The following is a 19752-nucleotide window of genomic DNA, read 5'->3' as shown; positions in this document are numbered from 1 at the left end:
GCGGGTATATCCCTGATCGCCATTGGCTTGTTGATTCTCTCTCAAATCCTGAGCGTGATGCAAAATCCGCACGCATACTAAGGTTAGGAATGTCCAAACATCTCGCCACCAATCTCTTAGCGCTCCTTCTGGGATCGGGATTCATGATCTTTTGCGGAGTCAAGGGAATTCTGACGAAGAGAACGGTCTACTTTTATGCCGAAGCCGAGACCGGTGGACGAGCCGTTGTCGCCGGATTCATATTAACCGCCTTCGGAACTTCCATTCTAGGTTTCGGGCTCTACGCCCTGACCCACTGACTACCGCAGATCGAAGTACTTGTCGATCGGATTTTGTCCCGAGTAGAACGCGCTGAGCTTCTTGCGATTGGCATGTCCGTCTACCCAAGCGATAATGGCGTTGTCCATCGCGCTTGGATCGGGAATTCCCCAGCAGTCGGCGCCCGCTCCGCCAAGCAGGTTGTAATAGTCGTCCGGCTTGAGAAGGAATTGGCCGTCGACTCCGCACCAAGAAGAAGGAGCTTGTCTCGAAGTAAGTTAAGTTGGAAAAGCCCCTCGGTTTAGCCGAGGGGCTTTTTTGTTGCCTCAGAACCTCTGACTTGGGTAATCCAGATGTGGTCCTCCCACCTCGCCACCGAGGCAGCGATCTGCTCGTAACTGAAGGAAGTCCGGTCAAGTAAACAAAACTCCCGTGAAGCCTCGCTTCACGGGAGTTTTGTTTTGCGTAGATGGTTGCTGTTGCAAGTTTATGAGATAAAATTACCTTGGCGATCAATGTCGCTGAACGATTTGTCATTCGTAGGTATTGCTTAAGGTTAGAATTTCATGAAGGGTTTCTCGGTAGTTTCTTTCGGCACTTTGACTATCTGCCTGCTTGCATGCGGCGGTCTTGGATCGGATCATGCGGCACCAACCCTTGACGGGTTCGATCCTGCGATCGCATCGGCCGGTCAACAAGTCGCCATCTACGGACATAATTTTGCGACTGATGGCTCCATGGAATTTTCGATCGCCGGAACCTCATGGGCAATCGATTCTGTGACTCCAACGAAGATTCTCGTCACAGTTCCTGCCAACGTGAACCTGGATGGCGCCGTCGGCGTGGCTGATCAGTATGGTTCTGACTTGTCCGTCGACCATTTTGTGACAGGCACGCCAGCCGCAGTTGCCGAAGTAGAACCAAACGATGCCGGTGCTGGTGCCTTTTATGCCAACGCAACGTCTATTGACGGCAATCGAGAAATAACTGGCTCGCTATCGTCCATAACCGATGTCGATAACTTTGTGGTATCGGCGCTCGTTAAGGGCCATCGTTACCGAGTCCATGTGGAGCCAGCGGTTGCCTCGTCAATCAGCATTAGCGAGAGCCGGACCAGTCCCAACGCACAAACTTATACGCTTGACTCGAACGGAGACGCCTTTTTTACTCCCGGCGTTAACGACGTTATTCTGGGTCTGACGGGCGGAACTGGAAATTACACAGTTTTTCTCGAATTGCAGAACTAGCTATTCCAGATCGAGATACTTATCTAGCGGAGTTTGGCCGGAGTAGAACTGGCTGAGCGCCTTCTTATTAGCGTGGCCATCGACCCAAGCGATGATCGCATGGTTCATCGCATTCGGGTCGGGAACGCCCCAGCAGTCTGCGCCTGTACCACCCAGCGTCTGGTAGTAGTCGGTTGCACTCAGGAGAAACTTTCCGTCGTCGCCACACCAAGAGTTCGGCTTGGATGCCTTGCCGGTGACGAGGGCGACGGTGTTGGCCGGATCCTGGACTGCGGTCGCAGTCACGGAGGTTTGAGTGGCCAGGTTCGAGAAGTCGAGAGCGATGTTCGTCAGGTAGCGGACGTTGTAGCCGAAGTGGCTGGTCGGCGCCCCGCTGGTGTCGAATTGCTTGACGTTGCTACACGGGCAGAGCCAGACCTGCTTGTTCTTCACGTATGGGTCGATGATGTCGTGCCAAAGAACGAAAGAGGTTGGCGTACCGTAGGACGAGAGCGGGAAGCTGTCGTCGTTGTCGCCCTGGTACATGATGAACGCAAGGTCCAACTGTTTGAGGTTGGAAAGGCACGAGGTTGCCTTGGCGGCCTGCTTTGCCTGGGCAAAGACGGGGAAGAGGATGGCGGCCAGGATCGCGATAATGGCAATGACAACCAGCAATTCAATCAAAGTGAAAGCACGACGCATCGTAAGTTTAGTTTAATGGATTTCGAACGATAAAGAAATGGGCTGGCGTTAGAATGAGAGAGAGTCGTGATGAGAAAGAAGAAGGTGGTGAGCGGCCCACGATGGAAAAGAGCGCTCAAATCGGTGGGTCGGATGCTTCTTTTGTTCGTGCTCATCGTGGGTGGAATCTATTGGTGGAACCCCCAAAGGATTCATTACCCAGTGCGTAAACCACCGGCGGACTATCCCAAAATCGACCCAGACTCGGCTCGCCTGTTTTCGAAGGGCACTCGGGTGACGGTCGTGACGGGCCACCCCGACGACACCGAATATTTCATCTCTGGCACCTTGCTGAAACTTCACGAGGCAGGGGCAGAAATCACCCTGATCGTGGTGACGGATGGCGACAAAAGCTACTATCCGCCGTTTATGACCAATGTGGCCGAGAACCGGCGGGTGCGGCGGATCGAGCAAAACGATGCGAGCTCGCACTATGGGGCGAAAGTGATTTTCTTGGGTGGCCCCGATGGCCGCTATGATCCCGATGAACCTGTCTTACGGAAGAAGCTGGAGGATGCGATGGTGGATTCGCATCCCGATTACATCTTGGCGTTCGATTCAGAATATGTTCCGTTTGTTCAGCATCGAGACCACGAGAATTCTGGTCGCGCCGCGTCCGAGCTTGCGTCAAAGACCTCGGCTTCATGGCTGCTTTTGTTTGCGACCACAGCACCGAATGTGTACTTCGATACGGACAAGTATTGGTCGGAACGGGCGGACTTGCTGAAGATTCATAAGAGCCAGTTCTATGGCGAAAAGCTGCAAGCTGTGACGGGGACGGTGATGCAAAAGGAACTGGATGACGGCGAGGCGGCGGGCTTGAACATGGCGGAAGGATTTCGCGCGATTCGGCTGAAGGATTAGCGTAAAATCGCTCCATGCGTTGGCTCGCGTTTTCCTTGCTATTCGTTCCGGCGATCGGCTTTGCTCAAGATCGGCTCCCCGAACACCCCAAATACAAGCAGTATCTCGATGCTCAGAAGGCGTCACGCGACCTGATGGGGGCGCTTTCTACGGTTGGTGTTTACCGCTGGGGCGACGACGGCCGCTATGTGGTGACGGGCGATGGGAAGGCGTACGATCTGCAGAAGAAGGAGATCGTCGACTACAAGCCGACGACCGAGGCACCGAATCGATTTGGCCGGGGTGACCGACGCCAGCAACCGGGGCGGGGAAGGCAATTTGCTACGGCAAACTCGCCCGACGGGAAATGGGTGGCGCGGTACGAAGACTCTAATCTGTACCTGGAGGACGCCAAGAATTCGGCTGAGAAGACGGCGGTGACGACGGACGGCAGCGCGGCGACGCGGATCAAATACGCGACGGGAAGTTGGGTGTACGGCGAAGAGCTTGGTCAGCGCGATGCCATGTGGTGGTCGCCCGATTCGTCGAAGCTAGTGTTCTATCGATTCGATGAATCGAAGGTGAAGGACTACTATGTGACGCTCGACGAAGGCGGGATTCAGGATCGGCTGTACACCGAGGCGTATCCGAAGGCGGGTGCCAACAACCCACTTGTGCAACTTTTGGTTTACGACGTTCATACCAAGAGCACGATCAGAATCGACACGGAATTCAAGTCGACAGACCCAGATATCGCCCAATACATCTATGATGTTCGGTTCTCGCCGGATGGTAAAGAGATCCTTTTCGACCGGACCAATCGCAAGCAAAACGTGTTCGAATTGGTCGCCGCCGACCCTGCCACCGGCGCTTGTCGAGTTGTGCTTCAAGAGACCAATCCAAACGGGTGGGTCGACAACACGCCGACCATGATTTGGCTGGAGGACGGCAAGCGGTTCCTTTGGTTTAGCGAGAAGACGGGCTATTGGAACGTGTACTTGGCGTCACTGGATAAGGGTGTGATTGCGCCGGTGACCAAGAATTCGTTCGAAGTCGAGAACGTCGTGAAGGTGGATGAGAAGAAGGGCGTGATGTGGTACATGGCTCACAGCGCTCCCAATCCATACTTGCTTCAGCTTCACCGAGTGAAGCTGAATGGGTCGGGAGATACACGTTTGACCGATCCAGGGCTTGGGCACACCGTCCAGCTTTCGGAGAATGAAAACGCGTTCATCGACCGGGAGGAGGCTCTCGGTACGCCGCCGAAGGTTCAGCTCTGCGACGCTAATGGAAAGGTCCTGACCCAACTTGGCGCGGCTGACGTTAGCGATCTAACTAAGGGAGGTTTTAAGGCGGCTGAATCGTTTACCTGCCTCGCCGCAGACGGAAAGACGAAGATTTATGGCTACATTCAGAAGCCCTCGGACTTCGATGCCAGCAAGAAGTATCCGGTCATTTTGAGCGTTTACGGCGGACCGGACTCGGGAAGCGGGCGCGAGCGGTACTTGGGCAACAGCCCCGATGCCGAGTTCGGGTTCATTCACGCCTGGATCGATGGTCGCGGCACAAAGGGACGCGGTCGCGATTTTCGTCAGGCGCCGTACCGCCACCTCGGCATCGTCGAGATCGACGACCAGGCAGCGGCGATGCAGGCGTTGGCGAAGATGCCTTATATCGATGGAAGTCGAATCGGCATCGAAGGGACGTCGTACGGTGGGTACTCATCGGTGATGGCCATTTTGCGGCACCCGGAGACGTTTGCAGCGGCGGTCGCAGGCTCGCCAGTCACGGCCTGGTACAACTACGACTCGATCTATACCGAGAGGTTTATGGACACTCCGCAGAACAACCCGGATGGTTATCGCGAGGGCTCGGCGATGGAGTACGCGAAGAATCTGACCGGCAAGCTTTGCATTTACATTGGCACGGCTGACGACAATGTTCACCCGGCAAACACCTATCAGTTGATCAATGCGCTGGATCGGGCGGCGAAGCCGTATCGGCTGTATGCGGGCGTGGACCAGGGCCACTCGGGCTTGCGGTTCGATCGAAAGATGGAGTTCTTCATCGACGCGCTCAAACCATAGTTATCTGATGAACACCACGGTCCGTCGCCTGATCTTTCCTATCATCGGTTGTGCGATGATTGCCGCTTCGCATGCTCAGCTCATTTCCAATCCAAGGGATGAGCATGTTGGTGGTTATGTCATCGTGCCGCACGTGGGGAAGGTTGAGGCGGACTTTAATGCCGGATACTCGATGTATGTTACGGTTTGGCCGCTCCTGAGTCAGTACCCCGGCCACCGTTTCCAATCGGGACTTCCTGGAACATGGATGTTTGCGCAGTACGAAGGGAGTGCGCCAAAGGACATGTACTCGGACATCGAGGGCGGCTTGGGCTGGTGGACGGACACACGGTTCCCAACGACGACACCCAAATTCATCATGGGCGGCGTGGCTCCCAATTTTTCCGAGATTGCCAATGGCCCTTCGCATGGGTGGGGAGACTGGAGCAATCCGCGTGGACTTTATGGTGTCGCTCAACTTAGCCAGAACCTTCTGTTTCCGATCGACGGTCTGGACATCAAGCAGGGCGAAATTGGAAAGCTGTTTGGATATGGGTACCTCAATTTGCCGCTTTGCGAGGAAAAGTCGACAACGGACGGCATGAACCTTCCGACTGGCGCGAACTCGTGGACCCTTTTCATTAACTCGGCGAATTTCAAAGGTCCGGTCGCCTTCTTCTTGCCTCACTTTTGGTCCCATGCGACCGTGAAAGACACGCGGCTGGTTGGTCAACTTCTCGATACTCGACCCGCAAATCCCAATCGAGCCGTTCAAATGGAGACTCAAAATACGCCGTGCCGTTTGGGAAGGGACGATCGAGGCAATTGGTATGCCAGGATCGCGCCGATATCCTTCCCGGCCGACAAGGACGGAACCTCGGTGATGGTCCACAGCGACACTGTGTACAACCAATCGGCTTTGTTTGACGACGTGTTGGCCTGGTTCAAGGGCGGGCATCTCAGCACCGGGAAGGTCGACCCAGCGGGAGCGCAAGTTCGGAATTTTGGCGACAAAGGCTACGCCACGTGGCAGATTTGGTGGAAGGAGAGCGATGGAAAGGAGCGGAAGGTCTCTCTGGATTGGAGCCAGATCGGCGAGTTTCGAAATTGGGATCGGGGTACGTTTGGCGGGCAGTTTGTTGGCCGACTTAATCGCATAGAATCTGGCCTGGTGACGCTGCCGGAGTACTACCGCCTGGTACAAGCGGGTGACGAAAAGAAGTCAAAATGGATTCCGATTTCGCCATCGGACGTTCCCGAAGAAACGGGACTGAGGAAGATTCGGTGGGAGCGCGCGAAGGAAGGTCCGCCGAAGCCCTATTCGACACCCGATGAAGCGGACTCGACCTGGAAGAAACCGGGTCCAGCCGCCGGGCCGTTTACGGCTCGCCTCGGTGATGGGAGCGTGGTCACTTACTATTGGTATCGGTTTGCCGACCAGCCAGCATTGCTCAATTCCGATATGACCAAGGCCGAACGAGAAGCGTTGCAGGTGAAGGTCGAGATGATCCACCGGGCCTGGAAGAGCAATCGCGACTACTTGCCGCCGCCGACTCGCGGAACTCTAGCGAGTCTCGATCCGGCCCAATTGGTCAAGCCGCCGAAGGGTTTGGAAATTGGATATGTGCCCATCGCGACCCGGCAGGAGCTCGACCAAAAGTAGAAGATTCGGAACGATCAGTGATCCTGGCGACACGTCTCAAAGGATAATCGATCATTCACCGGTACACCCAGTTACCGACGAACTGAGTAATTCCTGGTTCCATGCGGAAATCAACCGCAATGTAGTCTAAATTCCTAATTGCTTCTCGTGTAATGACCACTGCGGGAGCTAATCGGTAGGCTATCGGAGGCTATGCAATTCAACAGCCTTGCCTATTTTGCGTTTCTTGCTGTTGCTTTGCTCACGGCCATGCGATTGCCCCATCGTGCGCAGAACCTTTGGCTAGTAGTTCTCAGCTACGTCTTCTATGCCTTCTGGAATTGGAAGTTTTGCGGGCTGATGTTGGCTGCAACGGCGCTGGGCTTTTGGCCGGCATTGAGAATTCAAGGGGCTCGGTCGAATGGCGACGAAACCCTGGCCAAGCGATGGATGGTGTGCGGCGTGTCGTTCGCCCTTGCGATCCTCGCCATTTTTAAGTATGCGAATTTTTTCATCGATTCGTTCGGAACGTTGCTTCACCGGTTTCTGCCGGGAGCAAGCCTGTCGACGCTTTCTATCGTCTTACCCGTCGGAATTAGCTTTTACACCTTCCACACCATTTCCTACGTGGTCGATGTGTACCGAAAGGATGTTGAACCAACCAAAGATTTTGTCGAACTGGCCCTCTTCTTGTCATTCTTTCCTCAGCTTGTAGCCGGCCCGATCGCCCGGTCGACCAGCCTGTTGCCACAATGCCAAAAGCCAAGGTCCGTCACGGAGACGATGGTTCGGAATGGGATGTATTTGATCCTATTTGGACTCTTTCGCAAAGTCGTAATCGCCGATACCGCCGGTGCGCTGGTCGACCTGACGTATGCCGATCCTGAACGGCGATCTTGGTTCCTGATGGTCCAATCTGTCATGTGGTACAGCCTCCAGATCTACTCGGATTTCGCGGGCTATACAGACATTGCGCGCGGCTCGGCGCTTCTATTCGGCTTCAAACTCTCGGACAATTTCCATCATCCGTACCTGTCGGCCAACGTGCGTGAGTTCTGGCAACGGTGGCATATCTCGCTATCTACTTGGCTCCGCGACTATTTGTATATCCCGCTTGGAGGCAATCGAAAAGGGAAGTTGCGCACCTATGTGAACCTCTTCGCGACGATGCTCCTTGGCGGTTTATGGCACGGGGCAAGCTGGAATTTCGTCATTTGGGGCGGATTGCACGGACTCTATTTGGCTATCGGGCAGGCTCTTGGCATCGGCCGGACCACCGGCAAAAAGAACTGGATTAGTGTCGTCTTTACTTTCGCTCTCGTTTCCCTTACATGGATTTTCTTCCGCTCGCCGAGTTTCGACGAAACCCGGTTGATCTTCCAAAAGCTCGCCAACTTTCGGCACCCAGGGTATCAATTCCCGATTGCCAGCATCTTCCTGCTTGCCATGATGGCTATGATCGATCTGCCACAGGTCTTGGGTAAGTCCGAGATGGCGGTGCTGACCTGGAAGCCGATTCCCAAGGTCGTCTATTGCTTCTCGATGATAGCTCTCCTCGTGTTTTCGGGAGACATCAGTGGAGGTGTTTTCATCTACTTCCAGTTCTAAAGTTATGAAAAGCTCACCATATCGCGTTTTGATCTTGGGTTTGTGTTTTGGTGCGGCCTGCCTCCTGTCGCTAGAACTGCTGCTGCGGATTCGGCTCGTGCGAAAGGTGCTACCCCTGCCATCCCCTTATTACAACTCGTCCACGATGTTGCGCGAGGATTTGCTTGAGAAGTACCAAAAATCGGATGGTTCACCGGAGGTTGTCTTCATGGGCAGCTCAATTTCGAGGGCTAATGCCGAGATCGGCTTATTTCAGCAGTTGACCGGAAAGCGATCCTTTGGATTGGGCATGAGCGGGCTGTCTCCTGGACGAACCGAGGTGTATTGGCGTCATTTCTGGAGTAGCCGCGTCGGCAAGCCGGAAGTGATCCTTCACTTTGTGAGAACGGCTGACCTGGCCGAGGATTACGATGCGCGATCGGATAAGGAGCTAGCCTTGGGTCGTATTGAGCGCGGGTGGCTCGCCGATCCGTCCTCGAAAAAATCGCTTGACGAACGATTGCTCAAGAGTCGCGTGATGCAATATTACGGCTCGATCAGTAAGGCCATAGCGGGAGAAAGGCATCCATTTTTTGGCGATCCATTTGTGACGGACAAATATGGTTCCCTTGCGTATCACGACTCGCTGGTGACCACAGATCCCGACTATGTTCGAAGATCGCATCACGAGGGCAAGTATGGGTCGTTCGCCAAAATGATGAAGGGCTCAAACGCGATCGCGATTCTGCGCAAACTACAGAACGAAGTTGGGACGACCTACGTTTTGGTCTATTGTCCCGAATACATCGATGCGTGGGAATCGCCCGACGACTTGGCGGATTGGCGACGGAGCCTTCGAAGCATGTGCGATCGATCCGGATTCTTATTCGTCGATCCAACTGGCTTGGACCCAGCATTCGTGAAGGACCCTTCGAACTATCACGACTATATTCACTTCGACGAGAAGGGTGCTCGGAAGTTTACGCACCTACTGGTGCAGGCCCTGACGGACCAACAGCTGCTTCGATAGATTCGGGGCTTCACCCGCTAAACGCCGCGCCGCCGCGAAACGTATCCGGCCAAAGGTCGGGGAAGACGTTGTCGCCTTTGCCCTCCTGAAACAGCGAGACCTTTTGGAAGGCGATCTTCTCGTCGGCCGTGTCCTTCGCCTTGTCCAATCCGGCCAAGATCACCTTATGCTTGCCGAATCGCTGGTTGACGCTGTCCACCGCCGAGTTGAACGCCGACCGCTCGACGGTCGGGTCGAAGAGGCTGGGCGTAACCTGCTCCGGCTTCAGGAGGCCGGTGAAGACGACGCCGACCTGCAGGGGGCGCTCGAAGTTTCGCTCCTCCCACATGTCCAGCACGTAGTTGGTCATCGTGACACTATCCTGGGTGGGGGCAAGCGAGGTGATGGAGTGCCACGAGCGGACCATGCCCTTCACATAGATCGACATATGGGTCGCCCACAGGCCGTTGGCGCGCAGGCGGGCCGAGGCTTTGTGGAGGAGGCGAAGAAGGACGTCTCGACAACCCTGGTCGGTTCGATATTCTGGTGCGAGGACATGCGAATGGCTGAGCGATTTGTCGACCTGGAAGTCGTCGTTGGTGCGCTCGCCTCGCAATCGGCGATAGAATCTCTCGCCAACCACGCCGCCGAAGGCGCGCTTCAACTCCTGCTCGGAGGCGAGCACTAGGTCTTTCCCGCTGAAGATTCCCGCCGCGTTCAGGCGAATCTTGGTGCGGTAGTTGATGCCGCAGAAGTCGGTGAGCTTAAGGTCGAACAGGCGATGGGGAAGGTCGAAGTGCTGGAGGATCACCATGCCGTCCGGCTTCTGCATGTCGGTGGCGAGCTTGGCCAGATAGTGGTTCGGCGCGACGCCCACCGACGCGGTGATGCACTCGCCGACCTGCTCGGCCAGCACCTTCTTCATCTGCAAAGCCAGTTGGCGGGCGATTTCAGGCTCGCCTTCGGTCGCCAGCAGGCAAAAGCGCATCTCGTCGATACTGCAGACTTTATCGATGGGCAGGACGGTCTCGACCGCCTCCTTCACCTTCTCGTGGTAGGCGACGTAGGCGGGATGGTTGCCCTGCATGAGGATGATGTCCGGGCATTTCTTGATGGCGTCGCCAACCATCGTGCCGCACTTGATGCCGAACTTCTTGGCCTCGTAGGAGGCGGCGATGACCATCGTCGTATCCGCCATGGTTGGCACGACGGCGACCGGCTTGCCCCTCAGCTTGGGGTCGAGTTGCTGTTCGACCGACGCGAAATAGCTGTTGAGGTCGAAATAGAGCGACCGCAAGGGGAGTTTTCGTATTGGTAGATTCTTGTCTACCATATATGTATTATACGTCTAGTATTCCAGGAAATCTAGGGTACTTTTTTCTGGGCTGACCTCTATCCCCCGATTCCTCGCCGTTGGCGCGTCATCGGCCCCTTCGCCAAGGGGCATCTAGGGCTTTGGCCCTTTGGTTGGCGTTGGGGCGAGAGAGCTTGCGTGCCATTTTGTTGCAAAGCGTCTAAATCTAGGGCGAGTTCTCTGGGGCTGACCTCAATCCCCCGATTCCTCGCCGTTGGCATGTCATCGGCCCCTTCGCCAAGGGGCATCCTTGGGCTGGAAATATACGGTCGGCTCTGGGAGGCGAAGGAGAGTGACCACAAGGTTTTGCGAACCATGTCGGTGCTAAACGTCTTTTCGCCCGGGCGATCTAAGGCGACATTTCAGGGCTGATCTAAACCCCCCCGATTCCTCGCTCAGGTGCACGTAACGGGAGGTTGGGCGAGATAAAACGAGGTGAGGATTGACGAATCGCTAGCGTGGCTCAATTTGAACCTAAGAGTCTCGGAGGAGTCTCGCGGTCCATCGATGGCGAATTCACAATCCTCACCTCGTGTGAGTGGCCCAATTCTGCTAAGCTCGTTTGAATCGGCGACGCAGGGCGAGCGCTCCTCCGATCAGCAGAGTCACCAAGCCCGAAGGCTCGGGAACCGTTGAAGTCCCCCTCAGTTGGAAGGCGATGTCACCCGACCCGTACTGGAAGTAAGGACCGCCGGTGAAGTAGCGGAAGCATTGGCCGTCGCTACCGGCTCCGGTGCCCTGGGTGGGGCCCCAAAACGGAAAAGTGCCCATATTCGCGACGATCTTAATCCAGTACTTCGTATTCGCCTTGAGGGTGAGAGAGGTCGGCAGGGCGTAGTGGTATTCCGAAAGAATCGTTCCGGGTATCGCCGTTTCGTTAGCGGTTCCGTTCACGTTGTAGCCCTTCAGGTAGTCGGCCGAGGTTTCGTTTTCTGGCAGGGCGGTAATTTTCGGCTGAGATCCGCCCGCGATCGACTCGTAGAATCGAATCGAGAAACCCGAAATTCCCCCATTTCCAGTGATTGCATTTCCACCCCGCCAATAAACCTCGTTGATGGTCGAGTCGGCGGACAGGGTGAAGTCGTCCCAGGTGTAGACGTCGTAGTCGGAGCCGTCCGGCGACCACCATGCCGATTGGATGATGTTGCCCGAATAGGCGTTCGACATCTTGTCGTAAAGAATGGTTTGTCCGTAACCCAGCGCGGACGCGCCTAAAAGCAGACCAAGAAAAGTGGTTTTCGTTGTCATTGGAGTCCTCATCGCGTGCGGTTGCCCGTACGGTTCTATTCAAGGCTGCGGTAGATGAGACGCTGATGAGAACGGATGGCGTGTGGTGGAAATCCTGCACAAGGTCCGGTTGGTTCGATTGGAGTTGGGTTGATTTGACCCTATCCCCCGATTCCTCGCCTTTGGCGCGTCATCGGCCCCTTCGCCAGGGGGCATCTTTGGCTTTGGCCCTTTGGTTGGCGTTGGGGCGAGGGAGAGCTCGCATACCATTTAGGTGCTACACGTCTCTTATTCCGGGAGATCTAGAGTGACTTTTCTGGTGCTGACCTCAATCCCCCGATTCCTTGCCAGTGGCGCGTCATCGGCCCCTTCACCAAGGGGCATCTTGGGCTTTAGCCATACGGTAGACGGTGCGGTCGCTCTCCTGCGCCCCAACGGGATCTTTTATGAATTTGATGACTCCACAACCCTTCTATCGTTCGAAGTGGACATCCCAAGGAGTGTTCGTCAATAAGTCTACGCAATTGGTGAAGTCTTCGCAGGCTGACGGCTGAACAAGGCAAACGTAAGCCCTTGGGCTGATTCGTCGGTATCGCAAGATCTCGATTTTGTGGTTGGGCAACTCGGCGAAGAGCTCGTCCTTCAACCGATTCATTTGGCCCCGGTGTGATTCGCTTCGATCGAAGTGATGATAGGCGACGACTATCTTGTGTCGATCTGCAAGAAACTTCAGTTCAGATAGGTCGATATGTTTTGGCGAGCATCTTTTGTTCGGCTTAAGGTTAATGCCGTTGTCGGGGTCGACGAAAACAATTTCACAATTTGCAACTTTATGGGTCGCATCTTCGAACCACTGTTCCCGGTTCCAGCCGACTCGACCCATCGGATGGCAGTATTCGCCTACGAACCGAGGTGTAAGTTGAAACATTGGCAGTCCTTCAAGAAACTCAATCGTTCGAGGGTTCTGTGAGGAAGCGAGTTTTAGCAGATTAGCAAGTTCGCCATCGCATTGTTGCCAACTCGACCGATGATGGTAAGAAATATGCTTTCCGTCGTTGGTGCGAAATTCGTCTGGATGCCTATACCACACTAGGCCAAGTGGACGATCCGAGCAAGTCTGCAATTGCCTCATCAATGCGAACTTACTGAAGTCGCCTACGTCCCCGGCGTACCTGTCTTGCATGGCTTATTTTGTTTGATTCGGTTTCAAGCTTTCTTTCATCCCATTTACGGCGCAGGTGTTCAACAAACTATTGCTAGCAACGCAATGGGTCATCAGAGGTCTTTCTCGGCGGACCAAACAGGCAGATTAATCCCATCTCTGATAAGATTGTCAGTATGCGATTTGCCCCGCTCGCGCTTGTCCTGTTTGCCGGCCTTTGCTCGGCCCAGTCAATCCCCAAAGATCGCTACGACTGCCTCCAGTGGCGGAACATTGGTCCCTTTCGCGGCGGGCGGACGGTGGGCATCGACTGCGTGGTCAGCCAGCCGAACATTTGGTACATCGGTGTCAACAATGGCGGGGTGTGGAAATCGACCGACTTCGGTCACACGTGGATCTCCGTGTTCGACGATCAGCCGACCGGCTCGGTCGGGTGCCTGGGCATCGCCCAATCGAACCCAAACGTGGTGTATGTGGGGAGCGGCGAGGGTCTGCATCGGCCCGACTTGAGCGTGGGCGACGGCGTGTACCGAACCGACGACGGCGGCAAGACATGGCAGAACATGGGACTTCGCGATGGCCAACAGATCAGCGGCATCTCGGTTGACCCGACGAACCCAGGGCGGGTCTTTGTGGCGGTGATGGGACATCCCTATGGCCCCAACCCAGTGCGAGGCGTGTACCTAACGACCGACTACGGCAAGCACTGGACCCAATCGCTTTATGTCGATGAGAATACCGGGGCGGCGGCCGTGGCGATCGACCCGACAGACCCACAGGTGGTCTACGCCGATCTTTGGGCCTCGCGCGAGGGGCCGTGGGAGAACGGCGGATGGCAGGGCAACACCAGTGGTTTGTTCAAGTCGATCGACGGCGGCGTGCACTGGCGAAAGCTGGGCGGCGGTCTGCCGGACGAGAAGGATGGCGTGGGACGAATTGGCTTCTCGGTGTGCAAAGCTGACCCTCAGCGCTTGTACGCGACGGTCGATGCGCCGAAGGTAGGCGGCATCTACCGAAGTGAGGACGGCGGCGAAACGTGGGTCCACACCAACAGCGAACCGAGGATTTGGGGGCGGGGAAGCGACTTTGCCGAGGTCCGCGTCGATCCGATGAACCCGGACGTGGTGTACGCGGCGAACACATCGACGTACCGCTCGACGGATAAGGGCGTGACGTTCACGTGCATCAAGGGCTCGCCGGGGGGCGACGACTATCACACGATTTGGATTCACCCGACCAACCCGAACATCATTGGCCTCGCCAGCGATCAGGGCGCGACGATCAGCGTGAACTACGGCGAGACGTGGAGCAGTTGGTACAACCAGCCGACGGCGCAGTTCTATCACGTTTCGACCGACAACCGGTTCCCCTACTGGGTGTACGGTGGCCAGCAGGAAAGCGGCTCGGCGGCGGTGGCCAGCCGGGGCCGAAACGGATCGATCACCTTTCGCGATTGGCACGCGGTGGGGGCGGAGGAGTACGCGTATGTGGCTCCCGACCCCCTGAACCCGGACATCGTGTACGGAAGCAAGGGCTCGAAGTTCATCCAGTCGACTGGGCGAGTCGAGAGCGTGCGTCCGACATTCAAGGATTTGCGCTACATCCGCACCATGCCGATGCTGTTCTCGCAAGCCGACCCGCACATGTTGTTTTTGGCGTCGAACAAGCTGCTGCTGACCACGAGTGGAGGTAAGGATTGGTCGATCATCAGTCCAGATTTGTCGCGCGAGGCGTGGGACGTTCCGGCTCCGTTTGCCGCCGTCTCGGACGAAGGGAAGACGATGAAGCGGCGCGGCGTGATCTATGCGGTCGGTCCGTCGCCAAAGGACAAGAAGATCGTTTGGTGCGGAACGGACGATGGTCTGGTGTGGCTGACCCGCGATCTTGGTAAGAATTGGGAGAATGTCACGCCGCCGCAACTGACCTCGTGGAGCAAGGTCGCACAGATCGACGCCGGGCATTTCGATAAGGGGACGGCGTACGTGGCGGTGAACCGCCTGCGATGCGACGATCAAGCCCCGTACGTGTACGTAACCCACGACTATGGCAAGAATTGGGGGCTTTCCGTGAACGGTTTGGGAACCGCGCCGGTGAACGCGGTGCGCGAAGATCCGGTCAAGAAGGGCCTTCTTTACGCGGCGACGGAGACGCAGGTTTGGTTCTCGGCCGACGACGGCGCGAACTGGAATTCACTCCGCACCAACATGCCGGCGACGTCGATTCGCGACTTGGTGGTGAAGGACGACGATCTGGTTGTCGGCACTCACGGCCGCGGCTTTTGGATCATGGATTCCGTGAACTTGCTTCGGCACCTGGACGACGTGTTGGCGCCACCGTCGCGGTCGTTCTTGGTGGAGTGGAACTTGAACACGGATACTCCGCTTCCGCCAGAGGAGCCCGCCGGGCAGAACCCGCCGGACGGTGTGGCGATCGACTACTATCTGGATTCGAATGCGCACCAGGTCAAGCTTGAGTTTCTGAATAAGAAGGGCGAGGTTCAGCGAACGTTTTCCAGCGACGATGTGCTGAAGCCGGTCGATCCGAAGGCGATCACGGTTCAGGAACAATGGGCGCGCGACCCTCAGCCGCTAGTGGCCACGTCGGGAAGCCACCGATTTGTGTGGGACTTGCGCAAGAAGGGTGAGGACACGCGATTGCGCATGGCCGCGATCTGGCACAGCACGCCGCTCACGCGCGGGGCGTTTGTGGAACCGGGCATGTATACGGTGCGGCTGACGGTGGACGGACAGGTGTACGAGAAGCTGCTGGACGTCCGCCCCGACCCGGATGGGAAGTCTCAATTGCCGAGGCGGATCGGGGACGACGACGGGGAGCCGTAGGACCGGGCAAGGGCAAGTGCGAGCGAATTCGGATTTCCTTGGCTGCGGAGGAAGCAAAACAGAAAACCTTGAAACTTAGCTTTTGACCCTTCACTTCCGACAATAGATGTTGGAAATGGGGATTTTCAGCTTAATTCGAAACGTATTGTCGAGGGAACCAGAGACACCTATTGAACAGGTGCGCTTGGAGAATCAATCAATCATCTCACAGATTGAGGCTTTAGCGGTACAAGCAATCGCCGGACTTTCGGTTAATTACAATACAAATAGCTTTACAGGTGGCTCGCCGAAAATGCCGTCGACGATGCAATGGCCAACTAACACGGTTGGTGACCTGGACTTCATTGCCCAACTTGACCTGGGCGATTTACCGTCACTGAACCCGAATTACGGTCTGCCCAAATCCGGGGTCCTTTACTTCTTTGTCGACTACGAGAATTGCTTTGCTGAGGCTGGTCCGGTTGGTTCCAATATTTGCCGAGTGTTGTACGCGGAAGACGGCAATAATTCTTGCTCTCTCAGGATGAAGCCGTCAAAGAACAAATTCAACTTTCCTAAGTCAAATCTAGGCTTTAAGAAAGTTACCAGCTACCCTTCGTCAAGCAGCCGATTACTTGAATCGAGCGAAATACCTCGGGAGGTCAAGGTGCGATGGACTGACTTGTTCCCTGTAGGTTTGGAGAACGCAGTGCAAGTCATGGGGTACGCAGAGCAACTCCAGACCGAGGATATGGAACGGGACGTTGAAGCAGCCCATTCTGGCATCAAGATATATGATCAAAACAGACAGATGACGGCTGAGGCCACCTCACTAAGGTCGCGACGTGAAGATTGGATCATGTTGGCCCAATTCGAAGGTCTCGACGAAGTCGGCTGTACCTGGGGCGATTGCGGGGCAGCGTATTTTTGGATTCGCAAAGAAGACCTTCAAAACCTCGACTTCTCCAATGTCTGGATGGTCACCGAGTATCTTTAGCAAGAATTTCGAGATCCATGGATTTCTCTCTTGATGTCTAAACATTGGATCAAGGAGCCTTTGTTGGAGGCCTGTCGGTTCGGTCGAAAGAATGTTCCCAGATTGGCTACTGAAGGAGCGGAGGAGAGGGCTTCGATTGCTGCCTCAGCAGCATAGGCATGGCTGGCCGCTGGGTTTTCGTATGGTGTGCGGATTCGGAAGGACTTGCTGTTGAGGCTTTGATTGATTCGTACCCTCAGCAGCCGGGTTGTTCCGGCTTTCGAGCTATGCGTCATAGTCGCGGGAACGGTCCGGGATCGGCTACTGAGGGAGCGAGAAGGTTACGGTAGTAAGCCCCTGTAGAGCTCCAGCATCCGACTTAGGTCGATAGACGTGTCGTCAGCCAGAGCCTCTTGGTGCCAGGCGTAGTGGCTCGACCATATATAGTCCTCGGGAGTGTCGACGATGCCAGTCCGGACTGGGTTTTGATGCAAGTAGTCGATCTTCTGTTCCGCGACAGCGGTCGTATGCAGGGGATTTGCTCGAAACGAGCGCTGCCAATATCGATGTCGGTTGAGACCAGCTTGAGGAGAGAGCTGCTCTCGCTCGGATTGCTCAAGGTGTTTTTCTAGGCGAATAACCGACCGTTGTTTGATCTTTTGAACTAGCTCCGAAATGGTTTTCGTTTCGTGCGGGCGAACCACAAAGTGCAGATGATTTGACATCACCACATACGTGAAAAGCTTTGCTCTCTTGTTTGCAGTCTTGGAGCGGCGAGATCGACATTCTCGTTCGCATTTCTTCGCGTCGAAAGAGGTGAGCCCAGTCCAAGCAAGTGGTCGTGACGAAGCATAGTTGCCCAAGGTCCTTTGGGTTGATGTAATGCTTGTAGTCAGACATCACTTCTTGGTTTTGCAACCCTCAGCAACCTGTTTGAAAGGACGCTGAGGGTGATTCGCGAACTGGCTTAGTGCCAGTCGCTACAGATGTCGATCCAAGATTGAGTCTCGGCGCCCTTGTAGATCGCGTCCATGACGATGTCGCGGGCGACAGCTTCGCGCGGCTTGACCAAATCAACCTTCTTGCCTTCCAAGAAGTCGAGGAAGCCGGGGAAGCCAGCCGAAACGCCCGGCTCAAGCGCGGTGACGACTTCGAGTTTGCCATCCGGGCCAGCGAGCTTGAGTTCGCCATTGAGGAGGGCGTGGCCTTGGGTTCCGGTGACCTGCATGCGGATAGGGTTGGCGACGTCGTCCCAGGACGCGGTAAGGGTTCCGATGATGCCATTAGTGAACTTCAGCAGACCTTCGCCCAGTTCATCGCACCCTTCGTATCGAGCGGTTCCCATCGAGAGCGCACCGGTCGCGGCTTTGACGCCGCCGAAGAGCCACATCAGGAGGTCGAGGCCATGGGTTCCGAGGTCACCATAGGCGCCGACCCCTGCGAGCTTGCGGTCGGCCATCCATCGCCAATCAGTATCGAACCAGCCGCCGAGAGCGCCACTGTGGCAGATGCTGGCTCGGACCCGTGTGATCGTGCCGAAGTGGCCCCCGTCGATGTTCTTCTTAAGGGTCTGGATCGCCGCTCCGCCCCGCTGGAAGTAGCCGGTTTGGAAGGTGATCTTCTTATCTTCCAGGATTTCTAGGATGGAGGTCGAAAATTCGGTGCTGATGCCGAGGGGTTTCTCGACAAAGATCGGTTTGCCTGCGTCGGCGATTTGCTTGACCAGGTCGAGGTGGTAGCACGTTTCGCTGGTCACGATGAAGGCATCGACGGACGAGTCGGCCGCCATCTCGGCGATGGTGCGGACCTTGCCGCCCAGGGTTTCGGCGTTCTTGGCCGCTTTGGCCGCATCGTGGTCATAGACTCCGGCGCACTTGTGGCCCCGCTTGAGGACTTCGTTGGAAAAGCCGGGAGTGTGGATGTGGGCGACGCCGACCCATGCGAGATTGACGGGAGAACTCATGGCGCGAGTTTACAGTTTGGGCGTCGGGGATTTCACGCGGTTTCGAGGTCAGTTCCGACGAGGGAAAGGCGGGCAGATCGTTTTATCAGGTAATTTTGCGGGGAATCCTAGCATTTTCCACCTGACGGGCGGATACTGGGTTCAAGAGTCGAAAGCCATGATTGTCAGCGTTATCCTCGGTGCCGTCGTCCTGCTTCAGCAACAGCCGCCCGCTTTGCCAGTTTCGGCAGCGGACGCGATTGCGCGGTTGAAGGCCGGCAACAAGCGGTACGTGTCCAGCATGGCCGAGCACAAGAATCAGGATGCGGCGACGCGAACGGCGCTGGCTCGCGATCAGAAGCCGTTCGCGATCGTGCTTTCGTGTGCCGACTCGCGGGTGCCACCGGAGATTGTTTACGACCAAGGCCTAGGCGACCTATTTGTGATTCGAGTGGCGGGCAACGTGCCGGATACGGAGATCATGGCCAGCATCGAGTATGCGGTCGAGAAATTGGGTACCAAGCTGTTGGTCGTGCTTGGGCACGAGCGATGTGGCGCGGTGAAGGCGGCGCTCGATTCGTTCTATTCAAAAGGGAAGTCGGAGGCGCACGATGGGCCGAGCTTCATTCCGACACTGATCGACGAGATTATGCCCGCCGTTCGGGCGACCAAAGACAAGGAGGGAATCCACCTCGATAACGCCATCGCTCAGAACGTGATCAATACCGTCAATGAGGTCGCTAAGACTTCGCCGTTCAAGAAGTTCATCGAAGACGGAGATTTGACGATCCTTGGTTCGGTGTACGACCTCGACAGCGGGGAGATCAAGAACATCTATTTGAAGCAGTCCGCCAAGGCAGGCATTGGCGCGAAAAAACTCGATCCTCCCGTAAAATAAGT

The 19752-nt window shown here is 55.9% G+C and carries 15 protein-coding genes; 10 read left to right on the top strand and 5 right to left on the bottom strand.

Going from position 1 to position 19752, the window contains the following annotated elements; translation table 11 throughout:
- The first annotated feature begins 89 nt into the window (after positions 1-89).
- Complete coding sequence (locus GC165_05100; protein ID MBI1332238.1) at positions 90-299, top strand: hypothetical protein; 210 nt, start codon at positions 90-92, stop codon at positions 297-299.
- 525 nt (positions 300-824) lie between these two features.
- On the top strand, positions 825-1505 hold the full coding sequence (locus GC165_05095; GenBank protein MBI1332237.1) for a hypothetical protein: 681 nt from the start codon (positions 825-827) through the stop codon (positions 1503-1505).
- Here GC165_05095 and GC165_05090 read toward each other — a convergent pair whose 3' ends face one another.
- Complete coding sequence (locus GC165_05090) at positions 1506-2186, bottom strand: prepilin-type N-terminal cleavage/methylation domain-containing protein (protein MBI1332236.1); 681 nt, start codon at positions 2184-2186, stop codon at positions 1506-1508.
- A 69-nt stretch (positions 2187-2255) separates the two neighbouring features.
- Here GC165_05090 and GC165_05085 point away from each other — a divergent pair, with 69 nt between their 5' ends.
- The 5 genes from GC165_05085 (at position 2256) to GC165_05065 (ending at position 9393) form a co-directional block, all read left to right on the top strand.
- Complete coding sequence (locus GC165_05085; GenBank protein MBI1332235.1) at positions 2256-3089, top strand: hypothetical protein; 834 nt, start codon at positions 2256-2258, stop codon at positions 3087-3089.
- A 14-nt stretch (positions 3090-3103) separates the two neighbouring features.
- Positions 3104-5155: a prolyl oligopeptidase family serine peptidase gene (locus GC165_05080; protein MBI1332234.1), complete on the top strand. Its 2052-nt coding sequence runs from the start codon at positions 3104-3106 to the stop codon at positions 5153-5155.
- Between the two features lie 7 nt (positions 5156-5162).
- Complete coding sequence (locus tag GC165_05075; protein MBI1332233.1) at positions 5163-6797, top strand: hypothetical protein; 1635 nt, start codon at positions 5163-5165, stop codon at positions 6795-6797.
- A gap of 192 nt (positions 6798-6989) precedes the next feature.
- Positions 6990-8384 carry an MBOAT family protein gene (locus GC165_05070; protein MBI1332232.1) on the top strand — a complete coding sequence of 465 codons (1395 nt, stop codon included), beginning with the start codon at positions 6990-6992 and terminating at the stop codon, positions 8382-8384.
- Between the two features lie 4 nt (positions 8385-8388).
- On the top strand, positions 8389-9393 hold the full coding sequence (locus tag GC165_05065) for a hypothetical protein (protein MBI1332231.1): 1005 nt from the start codon (positions 8389-8391) through the stop codon (positions 9391-9393).
- 10 nt (positions 9394-9403) lie between these two features.
- Here the strand turns inward: GC165_05065 and GC165_05060 are convergent, their stop codons facing one another.
- Entirely contained in the window at positions 9404-10705 is a 1302-nt protein-coding gene (locus GC165_05060; GenBank protein ID MBI1332230.1) for a DNA polymerase, read from the bottom strand.
- 573 nt (positions 10706-11278) lie between these two features.
- Positions 11279-11986 (bottom strand): PEP-CTERM sorting domain-containing protein, encoded by a 708-nt coding sequence (locus GC165_05055; protein ID MBI1332229.1) that lies wholly within the window; start codon positions 11984-11986, stop codon positions 11279-11281.
- Between the two features lie 1305 nt (positions 11987-13291).
- On the opposite strand from GC165_05055, the gene GC165_05050 reads away from it, so the two are divergent.
- A complete protein-coding gene (locus GC165_05050) occupies positions 13292-15955 on the top strand; it encodes a glycoside hydrolase (GenBank protein MBI1332228.1) in 2664 nt (887 codons plus the stop codon).
- Positions 15956-16061: 106 nt separating this feature from the next.
- Positions 16062-16931, top strand: a complete 870-nt coding sequence (locus GC165_05045; GenBank protein MBI1332227.1) for a DUF1963 domain-containing protein — start codon at positions 16062-16064, stop codon at positions 16929-16931.
- A gap of 320 nt (positions 16932-17251) precedes the next feature.
- Here the strand turns inward: GC165_05045 and GC165_05040 are convergent, their stop codons facing one another.
- Together GC165_05040 and GC165_05035 are read right to left on the bottom strand one after the other, a co-directional pair.
- Positions 17252-17806: a hypothetical protein gene (locus GC165_05040; protein MBI1332226.1), complete on the bottom strand. Its 555-nt coding sequence runs from the start codon at positions 17804-17806 to the stop codon at positions 17252-17254.
- 71 nt (positions 17807-17877) lie between these two features.
- Positions 17878-18873: a gfo/Idh/MocA family oxidoreductase gene (locus tag GC165_05035; protein ID MBI1332225.1), complete on the bottom strand. Its 996-nt coding sequence runs from the start codon at positions 18871-18873 to the stop codon at positions 17878-17880.
- Here GC165_05035 and GC165_05030 point away from each other — a divergent pair.
- Complete coding sequence (locus tag GC165_05030) at positions 18830-19750, top strand: hypothetical protein (protein MBI1332224.1); 921 nt, start codon at positions 18830-18832, stop codon at positions 19748-19750. The genes GC165_05035 and GC165_05030 overlap by 44 nt on opposite strands.
- Positions 19751-19752 lie beyond the last annotated feature (2 nt).

Source organism: Armatimonadota bacterium, from assembly GCA_016125185.1.
In the GTDB taxonomy this organism is placed as follows: Bacteria; Armatimonadota; Fimbriimonadia; order Fimbriimonadales; family Fimbriimonadaceae; genus Fimbriimonas.
The sequence above is the reverse complement of the archived record's forward strand: the minus strand, read 5'-3'. Positions and strand labels throughout refer to the sequence as shown.

Excerpts from the sequence above, each read along its gene's own strand:
- GC165_05100 (MBI1332238.1), top strand. The coding sequence starts at position 90 with ATGTCCAAACATCTCGCCACCAATCTCTTAGCGCTCCTTCTGGGATCG.
- GC165_05095 (MBI1332237.1), top strand. The coding sequence starts at position 825 with ATGAAGGGTTTCTCGGTAGTTTCTTTCGGCACTTTGACTATCTGCCTG.
- GC165_05090 (MBI1332236.1), bottom strand. The coding sequence starts at position 2,186 with ATGCGTCGTGCTTTCACTTTGATTGAATTGCTGGTTGTCATTGCCATT.
- GC165_05085 (MBI1332235.1), top strand. The coding sequence starts at position 2,256 with ATGAGAAAGAAGAAGGTGGTGAGCGGCCCACGATGGAAAAGAGCGCTC.
- GC165_05080 (MBI1332234.1), top strand. The coding sequence starts at position 3,104 with ATGCGTTGGCTCGCGTTTTCCTTGCTATTCGTTCCGGCGATCGGCTTT.
- GC165_05075 (MBI1332233.1), top strand. The coding sequence starts at position 5,163 with ATGAACACCACGGTCCGTCGCCTGATCTTTCCTATCATCGGTTGTGCG.
- GC165_05070 (MBI1332232.1), top strand. The coding sequence starts at position 6,990 with ATGCAATTCAACAGCCTTGCCTATTTTGCGTTTCTTGCTGTTGCTTTG.
- GC165_05065 (MBI1332231.1), top strand. The coding sequence starts at position 8,389 with ATGAAAAGCTCACCATATCGCGTTTTGATCTTGGGTTTGTGTTTTGGT.
- GC165_05060 (MBI1332230.1), bottom strand. The coding sequence starts at position 10,705 with ATGGTAGACAAGAATCTACCAATACGAAAACTCCCCTTGCGGTCGCTC.
- GC165_05055 (MBI1332229.1), bottom strand. The coding sequence starts at position 11,986 with ATGAGGACTCCAATGACAACGAAAACCACTTTTCTTGGTCTGCTTTTA.
- GC165_05050 (MBI1332228.1), top strand. The coding sequence starts at position 13,292 with ATGCGATTTGCCCCGCTCGCGCTTGTCCTGTTTGCCGGCCTTTGCTCG.
- GC165_05045 (MBI1332227.1), top strand. The coding sequence starts at position 16,062 with ATGTTGGAAATGGGGATTTTCAGCTTAATTCGAAACGTATTGTCGAGG.
- GC165_05030 (MBI1332224.1), top strand. The coding sequence starts at position 18,830 with ATGTGGGCGACGCCGACCCATGCGAGATTGACGGGAGAACTCATGGCG.
- GC165_05035 (MBI1332225.1), bottom strand. The coding sequence starts at position 18,873 with ATGAGTTCTCCCGTCAATCTCGCATGGGTCGGCGTCGCCCACATCCAC.